Below are 23,977 nucleotides of genomic sequence, written 5' to 3'. Positions count from 1 at the left end.
AGAAGAATTTTGTTGGACTTTCTAATTTCTACCCCTGCCGTGTTCGCGGCATCGATCGCTGCTTTCGCCGCAATTCTAACCGCGACCGCCACCTTATTTATCAATCGCCGCTTGCAGCTTATCGATCTTGATCTGAAACGTTCGACTGCGGCAATTGCGAAACAGACTGCCGACATAGCGGCCAAACAGACTGATCTTAAGGAAAGCGAGCTCAGAGCAGCAGCAGCTTTTAGAGCGTCCGACACTTTGCTGAAGAGGCACGAAGCACTTCGAAACGATGTATGTTCGCTTCTCACTCTGCTCGACCTAAATCGCTTATCGCCGGGGCCTATTCAAGGAGAGGCCCGAAAGGACATCGTAATGAAATGCAACTCGATTTCCCTTTTCGTTTCTCCCCGCGGGAAATTTGATGAGACGCTGAACGTCCAGCTTGACCACATCACGGCCTTTCTGGATGAAGGCGAGAACTACTGGCGAAATCGACCAGGTTTTTTTCCCGCTTTTCGATTAAATTGCTGGAATCTTATTGATGCAGAATTTGACAGGATTCGCGACACCATTCAAAAAGGTGAACTTGTTGCCAGACGTCAACCTGAAGCGCGTATGTTTGTATGAGATCAGGAGGTCCGATGATTGCGGGAGGGCGCAGCCTTTCCAGTTGACCTCGCACCCTACAAAAGGAACGGCCCGCGTGATCCAGCGTCACCCGTGCGGTGACGCGCTATTGCGGATGCTGGTTAGAACCGTAGAAGGGTAGGAGCTGAGGAGATGCCCGCCGAATGCCCTATGAATAGCCAAAACCTCGCCCCCCAACAGCAGCAACCCCGAGACAGAGCCAATTCTCCGTGCAAATGTTTTGGCTGATCGAGAATTTCTTCCGTCGGCATTGCGAAAGAAATTGGCTTAGCCGGAAGCCATAATATAGCTTCGGCCGTTGTCAAAAGTCTCTACATCGCCGAGGCGATTCAGCGATGCCAGAACGTCTTGTACCTCAGGACCGATCTGGCTGGATTCACTGAATTCTTGGGCGATCTCGTTTGCCGTCAGCGGTGACCGGTTGCGATTGAGCAAAGCAAGGATCTGGGCCGCCTGTACTTTTCTTTTGTCCGAGAACCGCGGCTTTGGTTTGGATGGTCTCGCCGTCGCAAGCGATTGGATCCGGTCAGCACGATGAGCCAAAGGCCCCATCTTTTCGATCTGATATTCTGGGCGCAGCCAACGAATGAGTCCACGGCGCTCCTCCGTTGCGCGTTGAAGATTCAACTGAACGAGTTGTTGAAGGATTTCATCCTCAGCGAGCGCGGTGTCCCACCCGTAGGCTTGCATCACTGCGTGGTCGATCTGCTCGTGTAAATCTCTGAGAATGAGGACGCGGGCTCGTCTATGGAGCTCGCGCTCTGTGGTGGTAAGAGGACCGCCCGAACGAGCGGTATCCAGCATGTTGTAGAGCCCGGTGAGCGTTAGATCGGGATTTTTCGTCAACACTAACTTGCGCGTCGCATCGAGCTCTTCTGCCAAGGCAGCGATATTCGACCTGGAGATCATTGTTGCATCAGGGAATGGGAATGGATCGAAGCAGCGGGATTTCGAGTAACGAGGATCATTCCCTGCGCCTTGGCGCCCGCCGGCACGAAGCGCCCAGAGCACGTGTGGGCGAGAAGATAGGACACCAAGATGAAAGGCGTCATCTGAAGCGATTGCCACCAACATGTTATCCGGCATCACCTCGGCGTCGAGAAATTGGAAGACTCGGTGCTTCGCAGTCTCAACTGTTGCAATGTATCGGTTGATGTAGTCCAGCGCCGGCCGCAGTTCAGTCCTGGGTTTTCCGAACAGCCACCATCGTTCCAGGTATTCACGTGCATCCCGAGTCGCTGACTTTCGGAATGTCAAAGCGCGCTGTTCCCTGACGGTCTCATACAGATGTTGGTGGATTTCTGGGTAAGCCTGTCGCACGAAAGCTGCGTCAAGTCCGAAGAGATCAATCACCATGACATCTCTAGACCGTGCGGTCAGATCTCGACCGTTTCTGTATTCTCTGATGTGCAGTTCAAGACCGGGTCGAAGGCCTAAGCCAAGTTCTCGGGCTTTGGCCCGCGTAACGATGAAACCGTCACCGTGAAGCTTGACGCCCGGAGAGCACAGGCCTGCGTTGGCTGATAGAGACACTGCTTTCGTGACATCCGCGCCGATCGTAAGATCAGCATTGATCACCCCGCTTCTTTCATGGAAGATAATTTTCGGTTCGTCAGTGTCGAGATCTCCCTCACCGACAACCTGTCGCAACGTACCTTGGAGTTCCCCCGCCGCAGCAACAGTGATGGCGATGCGGACTGCAGCTGCATCCTTGGTCGCCTTGGTCCAAGGATGATCTGGAATGGCGAGCAATATGGATATGGGTGGTGTTGCAGTCAGGTGCCGTTCTAGCACCCGGCGCTGAAACACCTGCGTGATCGAGTTGGTAGTTACGAAACCGAAGCGCCGAAGCCGTGTTCCCTTCTGAGTCAGCAGCTCAGCGGCACGATCCCACCAATACATAACGAAGTCTGCTGAAGGGTTGATACGCGGATTTGCCTCCCATAGGGCCTCAGCGTACCCGGTAGGAAGACGGCTACGAATGTCTTTGCCGCCGATGAATGGCGGATTCCCGACGATGAAATCCGCCATGGGCCAATCGGGTCGTGACACATTCGGAAACGCGTAGATTTCATGGCCCTGCTGGTCGGACATTGGGCGGCCCATCCTGTCCCGCTTCAAATGTCGATTTGGATAATCGGCCCAGATTAGAAGTGCATCTTTTTCCTGCACATGGTCGGCACTGCCAATGACGGGTTCCGGTGGAACCGTTGTTCGTGTTCTCAGGTGCCACTGAATATAGCCGATCCACAGAACAAGTTCGGCGATTTCCACCGCACGTCCGTTCAGCTCCATTCCAAAAAACTGTTCTGGCTTCACTGATAGATTATCAACCTCAGCAATAGCTTCGTCGCCACCGATGTCGTGAAGTTGCTTCAGGACCTCGCCCTCAAGCTGCTTCATCCGTCGCAATGCGACATAGAGAAAATTGCCTGTGCCGCAGGCAGGATCGAGCACGCGAACCGACGAAAGTTCCTTAAGGAAGTCTTCCATCTCGCGAATGGCGGCGGTTTTCATACCGGATCGCAATGCGCGCTCAGCTGCTGACTGATATCCAATCCAGTCTTGCATCAGGGGTTCGATAATAGTCGCGTTGACTACACGTTCGACATACGCCCGAGGAGTATAATGCGCCCCGAGGCGCCTGCGCTCGTTTGCGTCCAGCGCCTGTTCAAACAACGTTCCGAAGATTGCAGGCTCGAGGTCGCACCAATCCGCGTCCGAGGCATCACGTAGCAGGCGAATCTCGTCGACCGTCAGGGGCAAGGCTGCGGCATTCTTGAAAAGCTTCCCGTTGAATCGCAACAAACGTTCGCCGATTCCGGGAGAGTAGCCGCCTTGGTCCATGTGTTTCCAGAGGTCATCGATCTCAAAGGTAAAGCGCCGGGGATCATCGAGACAGCGATCGAGGAGTTCGGTGAATCCTTTCTTTCGCAACAGTCCGACGTCTTCGACGAACATTGTAAACAGGCAGCGCATAAGGAAAATAGCTACGTTTCGAGGCTCGAACCCGCGGCCTTCGAGCGCTTTTGATATCGTGGCGAGGCGTCCGGCAATTTCCCGTGTAACTTTTGCAGTTTGTTGTGCTGGATCGAGAGTAAAAGGGGCCTCCCAAACAGTTCGGAGAAGATTTCGCTTTACTGGATCCTCGAGATCAGCAAGCTGAATTCGAAACGTCTTGGCGTCAGGAAACTGTGCATAGTGCCGTCCGTTGCCCGAAAAATCCGCATAGAGTTCGAGAACGCGGCCGACATCACATACGATGAGAAATGGCGGATAGGGATGATCCGCTGGCAAGGCTGCACCTGAATCATCAAATGATCGATGGCGTTTAATTCTACTGCGTGCGTGCGTCGCGTATGGGAATTAAACAAATCTCCCTGCGAGATGCTCGCCGTCGGTTCAAGCCCTGAGCGCTGGCGGCTCTGTTTCGCCTCCAGGATGAAATGCCCACGTTTATAAAGGTCGATCCGTCCAACTTCCGACCTCCCGTCTGCCATGCGTCGTTCGACGCGGCGTTCAAAGACATAGTCGTTCATTTCATGAGAGGCGCTGGCGGGGTCGGGGTGAGCGACCCCTAGGACATCACAAAGCTCTGTCAGGAAAAGGGAATAGTTTGCTCGCTCTTGCCCGCCTTCTCGATCTGACCAGCGCGCGACGAATTCGGAAATACCTAAAGATATATTACCTTGTGCTCCATTCATAAAACAATAATGTGGAAAACATGTGAATTATTATTTAAAGACGAGCGAGTGGCGGTCTGTTCCACAGCCCTGACGTGTCATCCACCAAATTGGACGCCGCTGACCCGACAACGGAACGTGTGCTGTTGTCCCCAGGGTCCGCGGGCGGCGTTCTAACGAAATGTCAAGTCGCGGGGTTTCGGTGCTTCCGATCGCCTGTCTTGCGAATGCGGCAGTTGATAACATAAATTATAAATCAACCCCTTAGAAAAATAGCTACGCCCCAACGGTTCGATTCCCTTCAAGAGCAATTGAATAGTTTTATGGTCGTGAGCCCTTTTATCATTATTCGCGCGCACTTCCACAATGAGCGATCAAGAGAGCCCCCTTTCGGCATGCTTTTCTCAGGGGGGGAATCCCTCTATATTCGGCGCAAAAAGTGCGTGCTCCATCAATGATCTAAGGTAACCCCTCTCTTGAAAATTGATCAACAAACGACACGGGCGATGAACCGTCGTCTGATCCTCAATCTTATTAGGCGTGAGGAGCAGCTAAGCCGAGCGGATATTGCGGCTGCGACAGGGTTAAGCCCGGCTGCGGTGACGTTTGTGGTCACTGATCTGATTTCCGAAGGTTATCTGATTGAGGGCCAGACAATACCAGGTGGGGGCGGACGTCGGCCAATTCCGCTCGAAATAAACTACGCAGGACATCTTGCGATTGGCATCAAGATGAATGTTGGTAGTCTAGAATGCGTGCTGACCGATCTTTCCACCGCGACGCTTTCTTCCTTAACGATAGAGTTTGATGATCCGTCACCACAGTCCGTTCTGGCTGCGGCCGAGAAAGCGGTCACACGGTTGCAACGGCTTGCTCCGGATAACGCCGGCTTGCTGACCGGAGTAGGATTTTCCATGCCGGGCACGATCGATGCGGAGAGAGGTATCTGTATCAAGAGCCATCGCTTCTTCTGGGAAAATGTGCCGTTTGCGAGCATGTTGCAGGAGCGGGTCAATGTTCCCGTATGGATGGAGGATGATACGCTGGCGTTTGCGCTGGCGCAGCATCTTTTCGGTCTTGGTCGGCAGCATAAGGTTTTCACGGCGGTGGCCATCGGTGTCGGTATTGGCTGCGCAACGGTGGTGGATGGCAAGGTGCAGCGTGGCGCGCATGGGCATGCGGGCAAGATCGGGCATTCGATGTATAACCCTGACGGGCCCCTGTGCGAATGTGGCCGTCATGGCTGTCTTCAGGCGTTTTACTCCGAGCCCGCCATCATTGAGCGTTGGCGTCAGGCAAGGGGTAAAGACGGTCGCGTGGATCGTTACGCGATGAAAGAAGCCGCGCTACAGGGGGATCCTGTTGCCAGAGACATTCTACAGGAGGCAGGTGCTGCCATCGGCCTGCATCTGGCGCGCATGGTCGATATTGTCGATCCCGAAGTCATCATTGTCGGTGGTGAAGCGGTGAGTTTCGGCGACTTGCTGTTCGTTCCGATGCGAAAGGCGCTTGAGCATAATTGCTTTACGCCGCCGCCTGCACTGGTGCCGGACGAGAGGGATAATTTCTGGAGCAGCGGTGCGGCGGCATTGGCAACGCAGGGCCTGTTCAACTTCGAGATGACCACGCCTGCCTTTCCCGCATAACAAAGCAGCGAAGGTGCTTGAGACACCTTCGCTGCTCGTTTCGGGGGATTAGCCCCCCTCTGGGAGAACCTTATGGGCTTGGATTAGCCAAGATCGATGACAAGGCAGCCATAGCCTTCGAGCGTGTGCTCACCGGAAATTTCGGTTCCTGTCAGCAAGTCCTTACCGGATGCGAGGTTTGTCAGCTTTTTCTCAATCTCAAGCGTGTTGAGAACAAAAAGCAGCTTGCGATCCTCTGCTGTGCGCATCACCACCTCGACACCCTCCGGCAAATCCGCGATCATCGGTTCGATACCGGCCTTTGCCAGCACGACCTCATCCAGCGCATCTACCAGATCATCGGTGAGGTAGGTTGCGAGGTAGATGACCTGACCCTTGCCGACCTTGCGTAGCGTGACTGCTGCACGACCCTTGGCAAAGCGGTTGGACCATGTGGCGATGGTTTCGACATCACTGTCGAGTTCCAGCAACTCGTAGAGATGTTCCGCCTCGATGGTGCGGCCACCAATGTCGATGGCGTATTTGCGGAACGCCGAAGAGGAGGGGAGGACATGGGGAGGCGCGTAATGACCATCTTCCACGCCCTTCTTCTGGAAGAGACCATCGCCATCCTTTGCCGTGATGCGACCGAATTCTTTAACCCGAACACCGCAGAGTTTGGCGAGTGCACCGCCCGGGGCAAGCTCACGGATAATATGGTTGTTGATATCGCGCGTGCCGGTCATGGCGCCGACGATCAGCGTGCCGCCAGCCTCGACAAAGGCCTCGACATTGGCGGTCCATTCCTGGTTCCACATGACCCAATGGGGAACGTAGAGCGCTTTCAGACGGGAAAGATCGTCTTCGGGATGAATGAAGCCGCAGGAAATGCCGCGTTCATAGCAATGGCGATGCAGGAGCGTCGCGTCGTCCTGCGGAGACGGCAGACCGATTGGGTAGGTCTTGTGGGCTTCTTCATTGTCGAAATCGGCACCGGCGATGCCGAGGTCCATATGCACGGATGTGCCGAGCAGCTTGTCCTTGATCCTGGAGATATCGCGGCCGAACTGCTTTGCTTCTTCGAAACGGCGGCGACCGATGTCGTCATGGTCGATCAGACCCATCCAGTAAATCTCGGCACCGAAATGCGCAGGACGCCAGCGGAAGAACATCAGGCCATCGGCCCCACGCGAGACGGAGGACAGCGCCATGCGCCGCATTTCGCCCGGCTCCGGCGTCATGGTGGTGAAGGCTGGCTGGCTACCCATGCCCGAAGCCTGCTCCGGCACGATGAAATTGCCGGTATAGCTGCGGCAGAGATCGAGCTTCAGTGCCTGCGTTGCACCATGTCCGCCGTTGCGACGGAATTCGTCATAAAGCATGGGGTATATATCGAAGCCGATGAAATCGAGGTCCTGGCCGAATTCACCACGGAAATCGATGTCGGTCAGATTGCCGAGATTGTGGAAGATGAACCAGTCCGGGTTCGTCGCGCGCAGGATTTCCACCTGATCGTGCTGGAACGCCGCAGTCGCCGTGGCCAGAAAACGATGGTAATCCTGCACATGGCCGGGGCTGAGATAGGATGGGGCCATCGGGTAGGGCAGCACGACCTGATCGAAATTGTCGTAGGATGTCGCCCAGAAATGTCCGCCCCATGCGAAATTCAGCGCGTCGATGCTGTCATACTTGCGGCGCAGGAAGTTGCGGAACGCGAGCGTTGCGGAATCGGAGAAGGATTCCGACTCGGTGGTATTAAGCTCATTGTCCGTCTGCCAGCCGATGACGTAAGGATTGTTCTTGTAATGCTCAGCCATCGCTTTGGTAATGCGGCGGCTATGATGGCGCAGCACCGGGCTTGTGGTGTCGCCATGCTGGCGCGAACCGTGGCTTGCCCGGCGTCCCTTGCGGTCGACACGCAGGATTTCGGGGTAATTCATGCTCATCCAGCGCGGTGGCGTCGCCGTTGGGGTGCACAAAATGGTATTGATGCCGGTCTTGCCGAGGCCTTCGATGGCGCGGTCGAACAAATCGAAATCGAATTTGCCCTCATAGGGCTCCCAGATGTGCCATGCGAACTCGCCCATGCGTACCGCATTGAAGCCCGCTTCCTTCATCCGGTCGGCATCGCGCTGCCAGTAGCTTTCGTCCACATGCTCTGGATAATGCGGCACACCGAGCAAAAAATCGTCAAGGTTAAGGGTGCGCCAGGCCGATAGCGGCGCAGGGTTCGTCCGTTTCATCGTGGAAACTCCAGTTTTTACTTTTGGGTCACAGGCTTGGGAGGTGTGAGCGTTTTGCCATCGGGGCCGAAGAGGTAGCAGTCATCGAGGACGAAACCGACGCGGATGGATGAGCCGACAGCGAAGGGCACGACCTTTCCGAGCTGGATCGTGACATTGTGCGTCCCAGTGTCGGAGCCGACAGCCATCAAGGGCGAGGCATCGGCGTGAACAATTGTTTCGCGGCCCAGATACTCGACAAGTCGCACCTTCGCGTCAAAGCCCACGAGCGAAGCCTCGGCACTCTGCGTTTGCAGCCGCTCTGGCCGCACGCCCAGCGTTACCGTGTCGCCAGTCTTGACAGATGCGTCACCGGTCAGCGGAATACGCAGTTCTTCAAGGCCGGCAAAGGAGACGGCTGCAACGCCTTGCTCGGCTCTGATAACCTTGCCTTCGAAGAAGTTCATACGAGGCGCGCCAAGGAAGCCCGCGACGAAATGGTTCTTCGGATTGGCGTAGAGTTCCAACGGAGAGCCGACCTGTTCGATCTCACCCTTGTTGAGAACGACGATGCGGCTGGCCATGGTCATGGCTTCCACCTGATCGTGCGTCACATAGATCATCGTGGAGCCGAGTTCAGCGTGCAGCGTCGATAACTCGACGCGCATCTGGGTGCGCAGGGCAGCGTCGAGGTTCGACAGCGGTTCATCGAAGAGGAACACCTCTGGCGAGCGGGTGATCGCCCGGCCGATGGCCACCCGCTGGCGCTGGCCGCCGGACAATTGTTTCGGCAGCTTGTCGAGCTGTTCGGTGATGCGCAAAATGCCTGCGGCGCGTTTGACTGCCGCATCGATTTCCGCTTTTGGGCGCTTTGCCATGCGCAGGCCAAAGCCCATGTTTTCGGCAACGGTCATGTGCGGATAAAGGGCGTAGGACTGGAACACCATGGCGATGCCGCGATCGCCCGGCTCTTCTTTCGTCACATCCCGGCCATTGATCACCAATTTACCGGAGGAGATCGTTTCCAGACCGGCAATGGTTTTCAGCAGCGTGGACTTGCCGCAGCCGGAGGGGCCGACCATGACGATGAACTCGCCTTTTTCGATGGTCAGGTTGATGTTCTTCAAGGCGTGGAAGCTGGTGTAATGCTTCTGGACGTTGAGGATTTCGACGCTGCTCATGTCAGTCGTATCCTTGCTGCTCGGTGAGAGTGGGTTGGTACGGCGTGCGGAAGCGATCATCCTTTGACGGCTCCCATGGTCAGGCCGGAAACGAAGTGCTTCTGCATCAGGAAGAACATCACGACAGGCGGGACTGCGACGAAGATCGTTGCAGCTGACACGATATTCCAGGCAGAGACCCATTCGCCCTTGAGGTTGGAAAGGCCTGCTGTGACCGGCTTGACGGCATCGCTCTGCGTCAGCACCAGCGCCCAGAAGTAATCATTCCAGACGAAGGTGAAGGTGAGGATGGCGAGTGCCGCGAGCGCCGGACGCACCAGGGGCACGACGATGTGGATCAGCGTCTGCCAGGGCGATGCACCCTCGGCGCGGGCCGCCTGAAACAGCTCGTCGGGGAGGGCAGCGATGAAGTTGCGCATGAAGAGTGTCGCAAAGCCGGTCTGGAAGGCGATGTGGAACACGATCAGCGCCCAGTAGGTGTCATAGAGCCCCGCCCATACCATCAGATCGCGGATCGAGATCATCATGACCTGCTGCGGCAGAAAGTTGCCGCCGACGAATAGTGTGAACAGCACCATCGAACCGCGGAAGCGGTAGCGCGACAGCACATAACCGGTGAGCGTCGAGAAGATCAGCACCATGATGACGGAGGGAATGGTGATGATCATGCTGTTGGCGAAGTAGCGCAGCATCTTCGTCTGCTGGAACACGGCGACATAGTTGTCGGTGAGGCTGAACTTTGTCGGCCAGCCCCAGTAGTTGCCTGCCATCACATCATCGAAGGACCGGAAGGATGTCATGATGACTGCGAACAGTGGCAGGAGCCACAGCGCGAGGATCACACAGACCATGGTCATATAGGCAATGCGGGCTGCCGGTTTGTTTTCGGCAATAGGACGTGGATACATCAGATCACGCTCCCTTCTCGGCCTTGACGAGGCCGCGCAGATACCATGCGATGAATATGGACATGATGAGGAAAAGAACGGTCGCAATCGCCGCGCCATAGCCGAAGCGGTAGGAGAAGATCGACTGCTCGTACATCTGGTAGGCCAACACAGTGGATGAGCCGAATGGACCACCTGCGGTCATGACGGAAATAGCATCGAAGGAACGCAACGCGCCGACAACCGTAATGGCGACCGCGATGAAAGCGACCTGTGTCAACTGTGGCAAAACGATATGCCGCAACATTGGCCAGCCGCGCGCGCCATCGACCCGCCCCGCGCCAATCATTTCCTCATCGAGATTGTTGAGGCCAGCCAGAAACAGCACCATGCAGAAGGCCACCTGCGGCCACAGTGCCGCGATGACGACGGCAAAGGTCACGAGGTTTTCGTCTGACAAAAGCGCCGGTGCCGTGGCTCCGAAAGCTTGGTAGATGATGGCAAGCAAACCAAATGTCGGATCGTAGAACCAGCCGAAAATGACGCCCACAGTCACTGCCGCCAGCACCAGCGGCATGAAGAACAGCGACTTGACGATGCGCATGCCGGCAATCTTCTGGTTCACCAGAAGCGCAATCGCCAACCCCATCGGCGGTGCCAGCAGGAACATGACCAGCCAGATGGCATTGTTTTTTAACGAGACATAAAACTGCGGATCATCGAACAGCTCGGCATAGTTGGCCAGGCCAACCCAGGTCTTCACCCCCATGCCGTCCCATTCGTGAAAGGAAATCCAGAACGTCTCGATCGATGATGCGATGATGACGACCAGAAAAAGGATAAGACCCGGCGCAAGAAGAAGCGCAGGCGTCAGCCAATTGCGATGGCGGCGCCACCAGATAGACATGAGACCATCCTGTCGATGAGGAGGGGAGGCGGCAACGCCTCCCGTGTGGTGTTCAGGCAGAGCTTAGCCGTGGATGCGCTGGCGCGTCCGCTCGATCTGCGTGAGAATCTGATCACGGCGTTCCGGCTTGACCATGAATTCCTGGAAACCCTTCAAGCCTGCAAGCGCGAGGTCAGGATCGCTGTCACGGTCGTAATATTGCGCCGTGCCCTTGACGTTCTTCATCTCATCGACCGCCATTTTCAGGATTGGATCATCACCGATTGCGCAGTCGCTGCGAGCAGGCACATTGCCTTCCGGGGAGAGATAGGCGCTCAGATTTTCCGGCCTGTAGAAGAAGGCGAGGAATTCGCGCGCCAATTCCTTGTTCTTCGAACCGGATGGCATGTGGATCGAATCCACCGAGAAATCCTCGACCTGCTCAACGCCTGCCTTGATGGTCGGGAAGGGCGCGAAGCGCACATGCTGAAGGTCTTCCGGCGGGAAGGCATATTTGATGAAATTGCCGAGATCCATCATCGCGGCTTTCTTCTGGACCAGCGAGGCTGCTGCCGGATCCCAGGCGAAGGAGGTACCGTTCGGAGTGAAGAAATCGGCCTTGATCAGCTGTTCCCACTTGTCGAACACTTCGGTCAGCGATGGATCGGTGTATTTCACCTTACCTGCCATCAGGTCCATGTGGTGTTGCAGGCCATTAATGCGCAGGTTCATATGGTCGAACCATCCGCCGCACGGCCACTGGTCCTTCGTGCCCATGCTCATGGGAATAATGCCAGCCTTCTTGGACTGTTCGGCCAGCGTGAAGAAGTCATCGAATGTCTTGGGGACGCTGAGACCAAACTGGTCGAACGTATCCTGACGATAGAACAGACCCCAGAGAATGCCACCGGTTGGCAGGCCATATTGCTTGCCATCAACGGTGACGGAGCCGAGCGTTGCGCCGAGAACATCGGCATATTTTTCGCGCTGGACCAAATCGGAGATATCTTCGAAAAGATCTTTTTCCACGAAGCTGCGCATGCGGCTGCCGGAAAACCAGAAGCATACATCCGGCGGGCTGGCCACGAGATAATTGCGAATGGCGGTCTTGTGCGCCTCGTGATCCATGTTGTTGACTGTCACGGTAACACCATTGGCATCACCAAACGCCTTGGCGATCGTTTCCAGCGCCTTGCGCTGATCCGCATTGCCACGGTTTGAAATGATGGTGAGTTGTTTGCTTTGCGCAATGGCTGGCGTGGTAAGCGTGGCTGAAGCCACGGCTATGCCGGCGCCTTGAAGAAACCGACGCCGAGACGTCCGCAGAAATTGCAGCTTAGAATTCATCCGATGTCCTCCCGCCAGACTCCCAATTGCTGACGCGGCTGGAAAAAATCAAAAAACGTCTCTCCAGTCAATAGTTAATTTATTAAATAAAATATCTTTGGGGGCTCGCCACATTTCTATGCCGGTTGTAGGATTGACACTGACTCCTTGGCTTCCTCGCTTATTATTTTTTGCTTCAACAAGTTGAAGGATCGAATGGGGGCGAGTAGGGACTAATTTCGAAATGCGCTTGATCCTCGCAGCAAATAGCCTGAAGTGCGATCTGTTGATGACATCACATCATGGCGCCAACAATAATTAGAAACCTCTCCGGCGAAACGCACCACACCTTGCGTGCAAAATCTTATCGCTACCGACATTGACAGATCTGGTCTTAGAGACGAGATAGGCTCAATAGAAGAAGAATTACACGTATTTTCAGCATGATACCTTTCAAAAATCTTCGGGTCGCTAGTTCGTTCCGTTCAAGAGCAATCGTCGTCTCAGCGGGGCCGTATGAGCAAAGATTGCGCTCCGGTTTCGAACGCTCGCATAGACGTTCTAGGATGCTAGGGTGTCACCCGTTCGCGAGCAGGCGTCGCGCATTGATCGCGGCAACACACCGGCTGAACAGCCTCAGTCTGTCGCCTAGAACTATCTTTTCATTTACCGCAGTTCTCTCAATGCAGCTTCAAACTCGTCACCAAGAAGCGGCGCATCAAACGATGCGCCGGTTATCCGTTTCCAAATACTGGTCGATTTCACCGAGCAATGTTCAATAGTCCCACCATGCTGGTACCCAGCGGAAGAGGTTGCCGGACGCCGCAACGCGGCCCACGGGCCGGAAGGGCATGTGCGTCGAGATCAACCAGGAGCCCCTATCTGCAAGTTCGGCTAGCTGCCATGTCCGTTCGACGATGGTCAGGTTGTAGCGTGACCTCATTTGTTCCAGTTCCGGAGGATAGAGATAACGTCCGACGCATTTTCTTCGGGCTTTGTGATAGGGTACATAACCTGCCGAATATATCCATTCTCCGAGATCAGGGTTAGCCGGCGAAGCAGAACCAGGCCCTCGACTTCAAACGTTGGCAGCCCCAAGGATTTTGCAAAGGTCAAGCCACTGTCGCTCAGAAGCGGAAAGGGGAGGTGAAGCCTTCCTACAGCCTCTCGCTGATAATCGGTTTCTTGTGTGCTCACCCCAAACACCGCGGCACCCAGGCTACTCAGGTCATCGTGGTGATTGCGGAAGGAACACGATTGAGGCGTGCATCCTTTTGCTCCTGGAATCACATCCCAATCCTTCAGCGGAGCCACACCAGGGGCGCTGGTACGAGGATAGGCATAGACAACAAGAAACCGATTGTGCAGGTGTCTCAGGTTGACAGGGACACCATCGGTGGAGATCAGGTCTGTGTGGGGGATGAGGGAGCCTATGAGCGATGCGGCTTCGAAGTCCGCGATTTCGTTGGTCATGCTGCTTTTGCCTTGTTATGGGGAAGGGCGAAGAACTCGTCTTTGAGAGTGAGAGCTTTCAAAGCTGATCTGAGTGCAGTTTCACAATCTGATGCACTCGGAGCCGACACACCGACGTAGCCGACGCGATCCCTTGGGTCTCCAAATTCTACTCGGGTCGGAAGGTCCTTTGCCAGATAGCACTCGACAACGTTTGGAATGCCAGAAACGGTTTCCAACGCAGATCGCGACTTTGCATCGACCTCACCCGCAAGCAAGAAACCTATGCGGGACACCGATGTTGAAGGGGCTGCATGGATATCTACGGGCGCGCTGATCGTTGATTTTATCACAGCATCGATTGACAAATAGGTGGGCCAAAGGTTCGATCTTCATCAACGGGAAGAATCACTTCGCTTTATCGGGCGACGATAGTGTCGATTTTGTTCGGGCAGGTAAGGCCGCTTCCTGTTGCTCGATGCAGCCGCCCTTCGGTGAGCTCAGCTACGAGCCGGCTTTTCTCACCGCTCGCTTCTCCTGCCGAGACAGCAGTTGTCAGCATGGAAACGTTCGAATCAACGGGAGGAAAGAATGCAAGAAAATCAGCGAATATTGCGTAGCAATGGACTGGAGATCGCCACCGAAGCATTTGGCGATCCGGCGCATCCGCCCATCGTTCTGATCATGGGTGGGATGGCGTCGATGCTGTGGTGGCACGAAAACTTTTGTGCGAGTCTGGCAGAACGCGGTCGCTTTGTCATCCGTTTCGATCAGCGCGATACCGGACTTTCGACGAAATACCCGCCAGGGCGACCAGGTTACACCTACGAGGACGCCGTCGATGACGTTTTCCGCGTCATCGACGGTTATAAGATTTCGAGCGCCCATATCGTCGGCTTCTCTCTCGGCGGCATGGTCGGGCAAGGTGCTGCACTAAAAAATCCTGAACGTGTACTTTCCCTAACGGCAATCAGCAGCTCGCCGCTCGGGATGGACAGATCGCATCTGCCTGCGAGCGGTGAAGCCTGGATGGAACACATGTCGGTGGAAGCAGACTGGTCAGATCGAGAAAGCGCGGTCGCGTATCTGATCGAGGATGCGCGCCTGACAGCAGGAGTGACACATCCGTTTGACGAGGCGGGAACCCGATCGTTTCTCCGGAAGGATATCGATCGCTCCGGCGGCTATCTCAACGCAACCAACCACAGCGTCCTGTTTGAGGTTGGCGAAACCTGGCGGGACGGGCTGAACGATATGGACGTGCCGCTTCTGGTCATTCACGGATCGGCTGATCCAGTTTTTCCGGTAGGCCACGGCAGGGCACTCGCAGAAGCAGTAGCGGATGCAGAGTTTGTGGTGGTTGACGGTGGCGGGCACGAAATCCATCCTGGTGACTGGGAAGAAATTATTTCCGCAATCCACGCGCATGTCGAAAAATCAACGTCTGTCATGTGACTGAAACGAGCCAGGGGGCAGAGATGGTGGACCGTGCAGACTTCTATGACGCTGAATTGCACAGATACAATGGGCATTTGCAGACCGCCGCACGTGTTGGGGTGGATGATCGCGTGCTCGATATCGGTTGTGGGACAGGGCAGACGACACGAGAGGCGGCGCGCGCTGCTCCGCAAGGTTTTGCTGCTGGCGTGGATGTGTCGATGGAAATGCTCGAGATCGCCCGCGGACGCTCGGATCAAGCAGGATTGCGAAACATCGCGTTTGAGCAAGGTGATGCCCAGCATCATGCATTTCCAATAGAAAGCTTCGATCTTTGTCTCAGCCGATTTGGCGTCATGTTCTTTGCTGATCCGGCAGCCGCGTTTGCCAACATTGCGCGCGCCATGCGACCGGGTGGACGCCTTGCGTGGATGGTCTGGCAGCGTCAGGAGTACAATGAATGGTCCACCGCCATCAGGCGAGCCCTGGCACGCGACAGCCTTGTTTCACCAACGATGCTCGATCCGTTCTCACTTGGCGATCCGACCGTTGCCGAGAAGCTTCTGCGCCCGGCGGGCTTTGCGTCGATCGAGTTTGTTGATATACGAGAACCGGTATTCTACGGGCCAGACGTTGACAGCGCCCTTGCCTCGCTCGCTGACCTCTATCTTGGGAAGAACGGGCCTGCGACGACGGATGTATCGCAAAGGGAACGCCTGCAACGGCTTCGCGATCTCCTCGAGGGGCATCTGACTGCTCAAGGCGTCCTTTTCGATTCACGCTCATGGATCATTACGGCCAGCAAAGTGGGATGAACGCAGTGACTGTCTGCGACGCAAACCTGGCCGCAATCGGCTTCGCCATGTTGGCGACGAAACTTACCTGTTTCAGATGGGTTTAATAACGCGCTTGTGCCTTCATCAAGGCGCAGGCGGCATCGTCGGGGATCCGGAGCTGGCCACTACCGATCCAAAAAGCTGGGTGAACGCTTTTCCGTAAACGCTGCAATTCCTTCTGCAGCATCTTGAGTGCTGTAGGCCAGGCAGCAGGCGTCCGCCTCGATGACCAGCCCGTTGGCTAAAGTCGTCTCGACACCGCGATTGATTGCGTCGCGCGCATAACCCAGGATGGGCAGGCTATGTGCTGTAAATCCAGAGGCGAACTGTTTTGCCGCGTCCACCACGTTTTGATCGGTAACGGCATTCACAAGGCCCCAATCGCGTGCTTCGGAACCGGTAAGGTTCTTCCCCGTCAAAATCAATTCGAGCGCCCTGCCTGTACCGATCAATCGGGCGAGCCGTTGTGTACCACCGTAGCCAGGAATCAATCCGAGCCTGATTTCCGGGAGACCCAGCTTCGCATTCGATTTCGCGACCCGGAACGTGCATGCCAGCGCGATCTCCAGGCCTCCTCCGAAGGCAAAGCCGTTGATGGCAGCGATGGATGGCAGTCTGAAACTGTCTAGCCTTGCAAAAGCTCTCTGTCCTTGAATCACGCCCTCGCGATGGTTGGCCAACGTACGCCCGGACAGTTCCTTGACGTCAGCGCCTGCGCAGAATGACTTTTCCCCGGCACCGGTGATGATGAGCGCTTTCAGGTTGGTCCAGGTCTCGATTGTGTCGAGTGCATTGGTAAAGGTCTGAATTGTTTCCAGATTCAACGCATTCAATGCTTCCGGGCGGCTGATTTCCAGGAGAGCAATGTTTTCGTCTCGGGATAGATTGATGGTCATGTCGGGTTCAAGCCTTCTTTTGGGGCGATCTGCGAATGTGGCCATTGTTGGCGGGGTACCTTGGACCGTGATCTCTGCGCGGTGTCGCCTTCCGCGCTTCGACCTCACGATCGATATAATAAAAGAGTTGCCAAAAATCTACCAGTGAGTAAGTTATATACTCAGGGTCGATTTTCTTGGGAGGAGAAACGTTGCCTGCTATCGGTTCGGCATATGTGGAACTTGGTGATCCGCCGGATGACATGCCGCAGGCTGTTTCGGCTCACCCGGCGGTTTCGCTCGAAGTACGAGATGTCACTTTGTCATTCGGCGGCATCGCAGCCCTGCGCGATGTTTCGTTCTGCGCCGGTGCCGGTTCGATCACGGCCATTATCGGCCCAAATGGTGCTGGGAAAACCTCACTTTTCAACTGCATTTCGGGCTTCTATCGCCCTACCTCTGGTCAGATCCTTCTCGGAGATCAGGACATATCGCGTCTGGCGCCGGCAAGACGTGCCGCACTTGGTCTTGCAAGGACATTTCAGAACATCGCGTTGTTCCGAGGAATGACCGTCAAGGACAACATCAAGCTGGGTCGTCACGCGCATCTGAAAACCAACCTTTTGCAGGGGCTGGTTCATTGGGGCGCCGCTGCGCGCGAGGAAGAGCATCTGAGAGAGGAAGTCGAGCGCAAGATCATCGACTTCCTCGAGATAGATCACATCCGGAACATGCCCGTTTCAACGCTTTCCTACGGACTGCAAAAACGCGTCGAGCTTGCGCGCGCTCTGGCGATGCGTCCGAGTGTTCTTCTGCTCGATGAGCCGGTTGCCGGAATGAACCGCGAGGAAACCGAGGATATGGCGCGCTTCATTCTGGAGGTGAAGATGGAATGGGGGGTCACCATCATCATGGTCGAACACGACATGGGTTTGGTAATGGACATTTCTGACCATGTCGCAGTCCTGAACTTCGGTCAGAAAATTGTAGATGGTGAGCCACGAACTGTGCAAGGCCATCCGCAGGTGGCGGAAGCCTATCTGGGTAGCGGGGATCCCGTAGCGCTGATGGCGCGGCTTAACGCAGCAACGCCGGCGGGGCATGAACATGTCCGGTGAGATGCTATACTTCATCGAAGTTTCCCTGGCAGGTATTGGCTCGGGGTCGCTGCTCGCTCTGACCGCGCTGGCGTTTGTCCTGATATACAAATCAACTCGCGTCATAAATCTTGCAATCGGCGAAGTATTGATCCTTGGCGGTTATCTGTTCCTTGCACTCGCAGGTGGATACGGGCTGCCGACGTGGCTTGCGCTTCCCATGGCGGTGGCAGGAGGCGGATTGGTCGGTGCGGTCGTCGAGCGAGGTCTCATTCGGCCAATGCTTGGCGAAAGTCCGATCTCCATGTTCATGGTGACCGTCGGACTGGGCTCCATCCTGGTCGGCACCATCGAGATGATCTGGGGCACGGATCCCCGTACCCTTCCGGCCTTCATTGGAAGTGCTCCGGTCTTTCTGGGCGAGGCTTACGTCTCGAGAAAGATCGTTATCGCGTTCGTTTCGGCGACGATAGCAGTGACCGCATTCCTGCTATTCTTCCGCTTCTGGCGAGGCGGAGTCGCGTTGCGCGCGACGGCTTCCGACCAGACTGCGGCCTACTCCTGTGGAATCAATGTGCCGCGCGTCTACGCTATCACTTGGATGATCAGTTGTGCGACCGCGGCAGGTGGCGGGATCCTTCTGGGATCGATAAGCGGAATCTCACCGACGATGGGTGCGTTTGGACTGTCCGCCTTGGTCGTCATCATCATAGGGGGGCTGGATTCTGTATCGGGGGCTCTGGTCGGCGGACTTGCCTTGGGACTGCTTCAGGCCTGGATCGGCGCATACCTTGGAGGTGAATATCAAGGTCTCGTCACGTTCTCGCTTCTGCTCCTGACGCTGGTTGTGCGTCCCTATGGTCTCTTTGGAACTCACGAAATAGAGAGATTGTAATGATCATAGGAACTGCCAAAGAGAGCTATCGCGAAGACGAGGCGCTTCTTACGACACGAACACAGAAGTTCTGGATGGGGATCCTGATTTTGACCCTGCTCATCCTGCCGGTCACATTCAATTCCTACTGGACTTACCTTGCCTGTCTCGTGCTGATCAACATTATTGCAGCCACAGGCTTGAATATCCTGACGGGGTTCACCGGGCTGGTCAGTCTTGGCCATGCCGCATTCATGGCAGTTGGCGCATATACCGTCGCATTTCTCGCTCGTCAGTTCGACTTCCCGGTACTGCTCAATGTTCTCGCAGGCGGATGCATGGCTGCCGGAGCAGGGGTTGTGGTCGGGTTGCCGAGCCTTCGGGTCAAAGGCCTTTATCTCGCCATTGCTACCATCTCTGCTTCCTTCATTTTCCACTTCGTATTTGTCGCCTGGGAGTCGGTTACAGGCGGAAGCGCGGGCATCACCATCGCCCCGGCCATCCTGTTGGGAACAGAACTTGTCGAATATCGCCAGCTATACTGGCTGATCCTGCCGATCTGCCTGATAATGGTGACCGGTGCGGCAAACCTTTTCCGCAACCGTATCGGGCGGGCGCTGATAGCCATTCGCGACCGTGATATCTCGGCCGAGGTGCTTGGAATAGCGACACTTCGATACAAGCTCATGAGCTTCGCGCTGGCGTCATTCTACGCAGGGATAGCAGGAGGGCTTTGGGCCTATTTCTTCCGCGTCGTCACGCCGGACAGCTTTCCATTCGCAACTTCGATTTTCATGCTCGCGGCCATAATCGTCGGGGGGATGGGCTCCATTCTCGGTGGTGTGCTTGGAGCCATTTTCATGACATTGGTTCCCGAGCTCCTTCGTTTTGTCATGGAGCTGTTCGGCCCCTGGTTTCCGAATGCCGCAATTACGCTCTCGCCAATCCGGACGATTTCATTTGGTGCCCTGATTGTTGGCTTCCTGATCTTCGAGCCTCAGGGGCTGGCGGAGGTCGTGCGCCGAGTTCGACGCTTTTTCAGGCTCTGGCCATTTCGCACCTGAGTGAATTTACCCCCGCATCCCGAATTTGACCTATCTGCATGAATCAGGAGGAGGATACCATGACAGAAATTACGCGACGTGCGCTGATCCAGAAATTCGGTGCCACTGCCTTGACGGCAGGGGCGTTTTCGATGACGGCCGGCATATCCCGCGCTCAGGCTGGAGAGCTTGTAATCGGAGCATCGCTACCGCTGACCGGAGGGTTTGCATTCGCCGGCATTGCAATTGAGCGGGGCATTCAGGACTATCTGGCCATCGTCAATGAAAGTGGTGGTATTGCCGGTAGAAAAGTGCGTCTTGCCTTCGAGGACACGGGTTACAAGCCCGACGCATCGGTCGCGGTCTACAACAAGCTGACGAGCCAGAACCAGATAAATCTCTACTACGGAGATTCGACGGGCTTTGCGAAAGCCATTTCACCAGAACTTGGGCGCACCAATAAAATCCTGATGGGCGGCGCGTCCTTCGCCTCCGAATTGAACAACCCCGAGAAGTTCCCGAATATTTTCATGGCGGGACCAGATTATTCCAACATGATTGGAATTCTCATGAAGTATATCGCGACGAAAGATCCCGGATCCAAGATAGTGCTCGTGAACTCGGACACTGAGTTCGGTCGTGATCCGATCGCGTTTTCGCGGTCTAAAGCTGCCGAACTTGGATTGAAGATCGTCGCCGAAATCATCACGCAGCCGACTGCCGCCGATATCTCCACCGAGGTGCTGCGGCTGCGGCAGGTCCGTCCCGATTACGTGCTGTTCCACGGTTATGTGCTGGCGCCATTGCCGGAATTTATCAGTCAAGCCAAGCAGCTGGGGCTGAAGGCGAAATTCATGGGCACGTTCTGGTCGATGGACAGTTCCCTCTGGGACGGCGTCGGGGAGGTTGCCGATGGTTTCATGGGGATCATGCCGTATCGTTATTACTACGATTCCGAACCGGCGCCCATGCTTGAAAAAATCCGCAAGATGCGCCCCGAATATCAAGCGACCGGCTATATGCAAGGCATGGTGTCCGCGATGTTCATGCTTGAGGCAGCAAAGCGTGTTCTGGAATCCGGAAAAGAATTGAACGGCCGCAACCTCAAATCTGCGTTGAACACGATTCAGGATTTCGATACGGGCGGACTTATCGGGGTGCCAGCTTCCATATATGGCAATTCAGTCCCGATCGGTCGCATCTATCAATACAGTGCCGCCGAGCGGAAGATGTTGCCGGTTTCCGACTGGATCGATGTAGCGAGCAAGTGATGATGTCACCAGAGTCAGAAGGTGATTTCATCCTTCGAGTTGAAAACATCGAAGTTGTCTATGGCAGATCGGTGCAAGCCGTCCGGGGTCTTTCCCTGGCTGTCCGCGAAGGCCAGATTTCCGCTCTGCTCGGTTCCAATGGTGCGGGGAAATCGACCGCTCTCAAAGCAATATCTGGCCTCCTCGGTCTGGAGGACGGAAAAGTCGTCTCGGGGCGTATCCTGTTCGATGGACGGGATATCAGTCGGATGCAGCCTCATGAACTGGTGCGGAAAGGTCTTTTCCATATCATGGAGGGTCGCCGCATATTCGAGGATCTGACGGTGGAGGAGAACCTCACGGCCGCCACTTTCGCGCTGGTGGGAAGGGGTCTGCCTGTTACCCCTTTTCAACTCGTATACGACTATTTTCCGCGCCTCTATGAGCGGCGACATCGACGTGCAGGTTATCTGTCCGGCGGAGAGCAGCAGATGCTGGCAATTGGCCGCGCGCTTATCGCACGGCCAAGGTTGATCCTTCTCGATGAGCCGTCGCTCGGTCTCTCACCAATTCTCGTCGAGGAGATCTTCACAATTATCAGCCGTATCAATCGGCAAACCGGGGTTTCAATGCTTCTGGTGGAGCAGAACGCCAACGTTGCTCTGGCGGTCGCGCATTACGGATATATCGTTGAATCAGGCAAGATCCAGATCGACGGCCCAACCGAGAAACTGATCAAGGATCAAGATGTCCGCGAATTTTATCTCGGTCACTCACATGGTGGCCGCGAAAAATCGTTCCGCGAAATCAAGAGCTACAAACGTCGTAAACGCTGGTTGTCGTGAGACCAAAACATGAAACATAATACTTTACCGCAAAAGACCATGCCGCAGATGCTGGCACAGAATGCCGAGCGAATTGGGGACAATACGGCCATCCGCCAAAAGGAATATGGAATCTGGACCGCGACCTCCTGGAAGACATACTTTGGTCGCTCCTGTGACATCGCTCATGGACTTCGCGCATTCGGCATCAGAAAGGGCAGCCATATTGCGGTGCTGTCCGAAAATCGCATTGAATGGGTACTGGCGCAGATGGGAGCCGGCATCAATGGCGCGGTAACGGTCGGGGTCTATCCGACGTCCCCCGTCAACGAAGTCCGTTATGTGCTTGAGCACTCTCGTGCAGAAATCGTGATCTGCGAGGATGAGGAACAGCTCGACAAGGTGGTGGAGATACTGAGCGATCTTCCGTCGCTGCGACATATAGTTGTCATCGAAACCAAAGGAATAAGGGCTTACCCAGGCGACATCGTCAAAACGTTTGAAAAACTCGAGGCGATCGGTTCCGCACAGCGCAAATCCGAACCCGGCCATGTCGAAAGCAGCTTGGCTGTGCAGGACCTCGATGACGTGGCGATGATGATCTACACCTCCGGTTCGACGGGAAAACCCAAAGGGGCCATGCTCAGCTGGCGGAACTTGCGGGCAGAAGCCTTCGCGATTCAGGAAATGCTCGCCATTTCCGAACGAGATTGCCATCTGTCCTATCTGCCGCTGTGCCATGTAGCGGAACAGATGTTTACAACGATGGGCCCGATCTACCTGGGCTCCCGTGTCGATTTCGGCGAGAGCCTGCGGACCGTGCAACAGGATCTGAGGGAAGTGGCTCCCACGACATTCCTGGGCGTGCCGCGCATCTGGGAAAAACTGCATTCGTCGATTCAGATTGGCTTGATCGAAGCCGGCGGCCTGCGCCGGAAGATCCACGATCGTGGGGTAATGGCGTGCGGGAAGTTCGCCAACATTCCAAGGAATCGCCGCACATTTGCCCAGCGACTGACGCTCCAATTTTACTATTGGTTGGTTTTCCGAGCACTCCAGAACTTTATCGGTTTGAGAAAATCGCGCCTCGCGTATACCGGAGCCGCGCCTATCTCTCCGTCGATCGTCCACTACTTCCGGACAATCGGCGTGCCGCTGGTCGAGCTTTATGGTGCCACCGAGACGACCGGCATCGTGCTTGGGCAAAGCCTCGACCATCTCATTCCAGGGTCAGTCGGAGAAGCTGCTCCCAACGCGGAGGTGACGATCGGCGAGAATGGCGAACTTCTGGTTCGTGGTGAGACAGTCTTCTGTGGATATTATCGTGACGACCAGGCGACGCGGCAGGCCATTCGTGCCGGATGGCTTCACACAGGCGATGTAGTCGAGCAGATCGACGGCCAGTTTCGAATTATCGACCGCCTGAAGGATATCATGATAACCGCCGGCGGAAAGAACCTCTCCCCTTCCGAAATAGAGAATACGATCAAGGCCAGTCCCTACATCAAGGAATGCGTCGTCGTTGCTGAAAGGCGCAATTACGTGGCAGCCCTGATACAGATAGACGGCGAAGTCGTCGGTAAATGGGCGGAAGAACAGAAGATCCCCTACACGACATATCGATCACTGGTCGAAAACCCGCGTGTCGCCGCACTGATCGACGGGGAAGTTCGTCGCCATAACGCGTCGCTTGCGAATGTGGCGCAGGTGCGAAAGTTCCATCTGCTTGTCAAGGAGCTTGACCATGATGACGACGAAGTAACCGCCACGATGAAAATCCGTCGCGCCAACATTCAACAGAAATACAGCGCTCAGATCGAAGCGCTCTATGCCTGACGGAGGT

Annotated in this window: 18 protein-coding genes and 2 pseudogenes; 10 read left to right on the top strand and 10 right to left on the bottom strand. The window is 55.5% G+C overall.

The genetic code is table 11. The features are described 5' to 3' along the window. The first annotated feature begins 12 nt into the window (after positions 1-12). Positions 13-615: a hypothetical protein gene (locus CFBP4996_RS29375; RefSeq protein ID WP_137396206.1), complete on the top strand. Its 603-nt coding sequence runs from the start codon at positions 13-15 to the stop codon at positions 613-615. 288 nt (positions 616-903) lie between these two features. Here CFBP4996_RS29375 and CFBP4996_RS29370 read toward each other — a convergent pair whose 3' ends face one another. Next, complete coding sequence (locus tag CFBP4996_RS29370; protein ID WP_233283479.1) at positions 904-3,933, bottom strand: DNA methyltransferase; 3,030 nt, start codon at positions 3,931-3,933, stop codon at positions 904-906. 149 nt (positions 3,934-4,082) lie between these two features. Then, positions 4,083-4,340 (bottom strand): annotated as a pseudogene (locus CFBP4996_RS29525) (type IIL restriction-modification enzyme MmeI); the annotation flags it as partial. Positions 4,341-4,795: 455 nt separating this feature from the next. Here CFBP4996_RS29525 and CFBP4996_RS29365 point away from each other — a divergent pair. Then, a complete protein-coding gene (locus CFBP4996_RS29365) occupies positions 4,796-5,965 on the top strand; it encodes an ROK family protein (protein WP_424243870.1) in 1,170 nt (389 codons plus the stop codon). Positions 5,966-6,048: 83 nt separating this feature from the next. On the opposite strand, the gene CFBP4996_RS29360 is transcribed toward CFBP4996_RS29365, so the two are convergent. The 7 genes and pseudogenes from CFBP4996_RS29360 to CFBP4996_RS29330 form a co-directional block, all read right to left on the bottom strand. Then, complete coding sequence (locus tag CFBP4996_RS29360; RefSeq protein WP_080854954.1) at positions 6,049-8,187, bottom strand: beta-galactosidase; 2,139 nt, start codon at positions 8,185-8,187, stop codon at positions 6,049-6,051. Between the two features lie 17 nt (positions 8,188-8,204). Then, positions 8,205-9,347 carry an ABC transporter ATP-binding protein gene (locus CFBP4996_RS29355; protein WP_162936138.1) on the bottom strand — a complete coding sequence of 381 codons (1,143 nt, stop codon included), beginning with the start codon at positions 9,345-9,347 and terminating at the stop codon, positions 8,205-8,207. 56 nt (positions 9,348-9,403) lie between these two features. Next, a complete protein-coding gene (locus tag CFBP4996_RS29350; RefSeq protein ID WP_080854951.1) occupies positions 9,404-10,255 on the bottom strand; it encodes a carbohydrate ABC transporter permease in 852 nt (283 codons plus the stop codon). A gap of 4 nt (positions 10,256-10,259) precedes the next feature. Further along, entirely contained in the window at positions 10,260-11,141 is an 882-nt protein-coding gene (locus CFBP4996_RS29345) for a carbohydrate ABC transporter permease (RefSeq protein ID WP_080854950.1), read from the bottom strand. 63 nt (positions 11,142-11,204) lie between these two features. After that, positions 11,205-12,467 (bottom strand): ABC transporter substrate-binding protein, encoded by a 1,263-nt coding sequence (locus tag CFBP4996_RS29340; RefSeq protein WP_080854949.1) that lies wholly within the window; start codon positions 12,465-12,467, stop codon positions 11,205-11,207. A gap of 754 nt (positions 12,468-13,221) precedes the next feature. Then, positions 13,222-13,344, bottom strand: a pseudogene (locus tag CFBP4996_RS29335) (MBL fold metallo-hydrolase); the annotation flags it as partial. A 41-nt stretch (positions 13,345-13,385) separates the two neighbouring features. Next, positions 13,386-13,919 (bottom strand): peroxiredoxin, encoded by a 534-nt coding sequence (locus CFBP4996_RS29330; protein WP_080854948.1) that lies wholly within the window; start codon positions 13,917-13,919, stop codon positions 13,386-13,388. A gap of 570 nt (positions 13,920-14,489) precedes the next feature. Here CFBP4996_RS29330 and CFBP4996_RS29325 point away from each other — a divergent pair. Together CFBP4996_RS29325 and CFBP4996_RS29320 are read left to right on the top strand one after the other, a co-directional pair. Then, positions 14,490-15,353, top strand: a complete 864-nt coding sequence (locus tag CFBP4996_RS29325) for an alpha/beta fold hydrolase (protein ID WP_080854947.1) — start codon at positions 14,490-14,492, stop codon at positions 15,351-15,353. 23 nt (positions 15,354-15,376) lie between these two features. Beyond that, complete coding sequence (locus CFBP4996_RS29320) at positions 15,377-16,150, top strand: class I SAM-dependent methyltransferase (RefSeq protein WP_080855385.1); 774 nt, start codon at positions 15,377-15,379, stop codon at positions 16,148-16,150. A gap of 146 nt (positions 16,151-16,296) precedes the next feature. On the opposite strand, the gene CFBP4996_RS29315 is transcribed toward CFBP4996_RS29320, so the two are convergent. Continuing rightward, positions 16,297-17,067 (bottom strand): enoyl-CoA hydratase-related protein, encoded by a 771-nt coding sequence (locus tag CFBP4996_RS29315; protein ID WP_080855384.1) that lies wholly within the window; start codon positions 17,065-17,067, stop codon positions 16,297-16,299. 242 nt (positions 17,068-17,309) lie between these two features. Between CFBP4996_RS29315 and CFBP4996_RS29310 the strand changes: the two genes are divergently transcribed. From CFBP4996_RS29310 to CFBP4996_RS29285, 6 genes are read left to right on the top strand one after another with little or no spacing between them, the layout of a single operon-like run. Then, positions 17,310-18,164 (top strand): ABC transporter ATP-binding protein, encoded by an 855-nt coding sequence (locus CFBP4996_RS29310; protein WP_080855383.1) that lies wholly within the window; start codon positions 17,310-17,312, stop codon positions 18,162-18,164. Beyond that, positions 18,154-19,038, top strand: coding sequence for a branched-chain amino acid ABC transporter permease (locus tag CFBP4996_RS29305; RefSeq protein ID WP_205529299.1), 885 nt, complete (start codon positions 18,154-18,156; stop codon positions 19,036-19,038). The genes CFBP4996_RS29310 and CFBP4996_RS29305 overlap by 11 nt, the downstream gene beginning before the upstream one ends. Next, positions 19,038-20,081 (top strand): branched-chain amino acid ABC transporter permease, encoded by a 1,044-nt coding sequence (locus tag CFBP4996_RS29300; protein WP_080854945.1) that lies wholly within the window; start codon positions 19,038-19,040, stop codon positions 20,079-20,081. Before CFBP4996_RS29305 ends, CFBP4996_RS29300 begins: the two co-directional genes overlap by 1 nt. A 59-nt stretch (positions 20,082-20,140) precedes the next feature. Beyond that, the gene (locus CFBP4996_RS29295) at positions 20,141-21,331 is read left to right on the top strand and encodes an ABC transporter substrate-binding protein (protein ID WP_080855382.1); all 1,191 of its coding nucleotides are present in this window, start codon (positions 20,141-20,143) and stop codon (positions 21,329-21,331) included. Next, positions 21,331-22,155 carry an ABC transporter ATP-binding protein gene (locus tag CFBP4996_RS29290; protein ID WP_080854944.1) on the top strand — a complete coding sequence of 275 codons (825 nt, stop codon included), beginning with the start codon at positions 21,331-21,333 and terminating at the stop codon, positions 22,153-22,155. Before CFBP4996_RS29295 ends, CFBP4996_RS29290 begins: the two co-directional genes overlap by 1 nt. Before the next feature lie 9 nt (positions 22,156-22,164). Then, positions 22,165-23,970, top strand: coding sequence for an AMP-dependent synthetase/ligase (locus CFBP4996_RS29285; RefSeq protein WP_080854943.1), 1,806 nt, complete (start codon positions 22,165-22,167; stop codon positions 23,968-23,970). Positions 23,971-23,977 lie beyond the last annotated feature (7 nt).

It is taken from the genome of Agrobacterium leguminum, from assembly GCF_005144435.2.
GTDB classification, from domain to species: domain Bacteria; phylum Pseudomonadota; class Alphaproteobacteria; order Rhizobiales; family Rhizobiaceae; genus Agrobacterium; species Agrobacterium leguminum.
This window is presented reverse-complemented; position numbering and strand designations above follow the sequence as displayed.

Excerpts from the sequence above, each read along its gene's own strand:
- CFBP4996_RS29360 (WP_080854954.1), bottom strand. The coding sequence starts at position 8,187 with ATGAAACGGACGAACCCTGCGCCGCTATCGGCCTGGCGCACCCTTAAC.
- CFBP4996_RS29355 (WP_162936138.1), bottom strand. The coding sequence starts at position 9,347 with ATGAGCAGCGTCGAAATCCTCAACGTCCAGAAGCATTACACCAGCTTC.
- CFBP4996_RS29350 (WP_080854951.1), bottom strand. The coding sequence starts at position 10,255 with ATGTATCCACGTCCTATTGCCGAAAACAAACCGGCAGCCCGCATTGCC.
- CFBP4996_RS29345 (WP_080854950.1), bottom strand. The coding sequence starts at position 11,141 with ATGTCTATCTGGTGGCGCCGCCATCGCAATTGGCTGACGCCTGCGCTT.
- CFBP4996_RS29340 (WP_080854949.1), bottom strand. The coding sequence starts at position 12,467 with ATGAATTCTAAGCTGCAATTTCTGCGGACGTCTCGGCGTCGGTTTCTT.
- CFBP4996_RS29330 (WP_080854948.1), bottom strand. The coding sequence starts at position 13,919 with ATGACCAACGAAATCGCGGACTTCGAAGCCGCATCGCTCATAGGCTCC.
- CFBP4996_RS29325 (WP_080854947.1), top strand. The coding sequence starts at position 14,490 with ATGCAAGAAAATCAGCGAATATTGCGTAGCAATGGACTGGAGATCGCC.
- CFBP4996_RS29320 (WP_080855385.1), top strand. The coding sequence starts at position 15,377 with ATGGTGGACCGTGCAGACTTCTATGACGCTGAATTGCACAGATACAAT.
- CFBP4996_RS29315 (WP_080855384.1), bottom strand. The coding sequence starts at position 17,067 with ATGACCATCAATCTATCCCGAGACGAAAACATTGCTCTCCTGGAAATC.
- CFBP4996_RS29310 (WP_080855383.1), top strand. The coding sequence starts at position 17,310 with ATGCCGCAGGCTGTTTCGGCTCACCCGGCGGTTTCGCTCGAAGTACGA.
- CFBP4996_RS29305 (WP_205529299.1), top strand. The coding sequence starts at position 18,154 with ATGTCCGGTGAGATGCTATACTTCATCGAAGTTTCCCTGGCAGGTATT.
- CFBP4996_RS29300 (WP_080854945.1), top strand. The coding sequence starts at position 19,038 with ATGATCATAGGAACTGCCAAAGAGAGCTATCGCGAAGACGAGGCGCTT.
- CFBP4996_RS29295 (WP_080855382.1), top strand. The coding sequence starts at position 20,141 with ATGACAGAAATTACGCGACGTGCGCTGATCCAGAAATTCGGTGCCACT.
- CFBP4996_RS29290 (WP_080854944.1), top strand. The coding sequence starts at position 21,331 with ATGATGTCACCAGAGTCAGAAGGTGATTTCATCCTTCGAGTTGAAAAC.
- CFBP4996_RS29285 (WP_080854943.1), top strand. The coding sequence starts at position 22,165 with ATGAAACATAATACTTTACCGCAAAAGACCATGCCGCAGATGCTGGCA.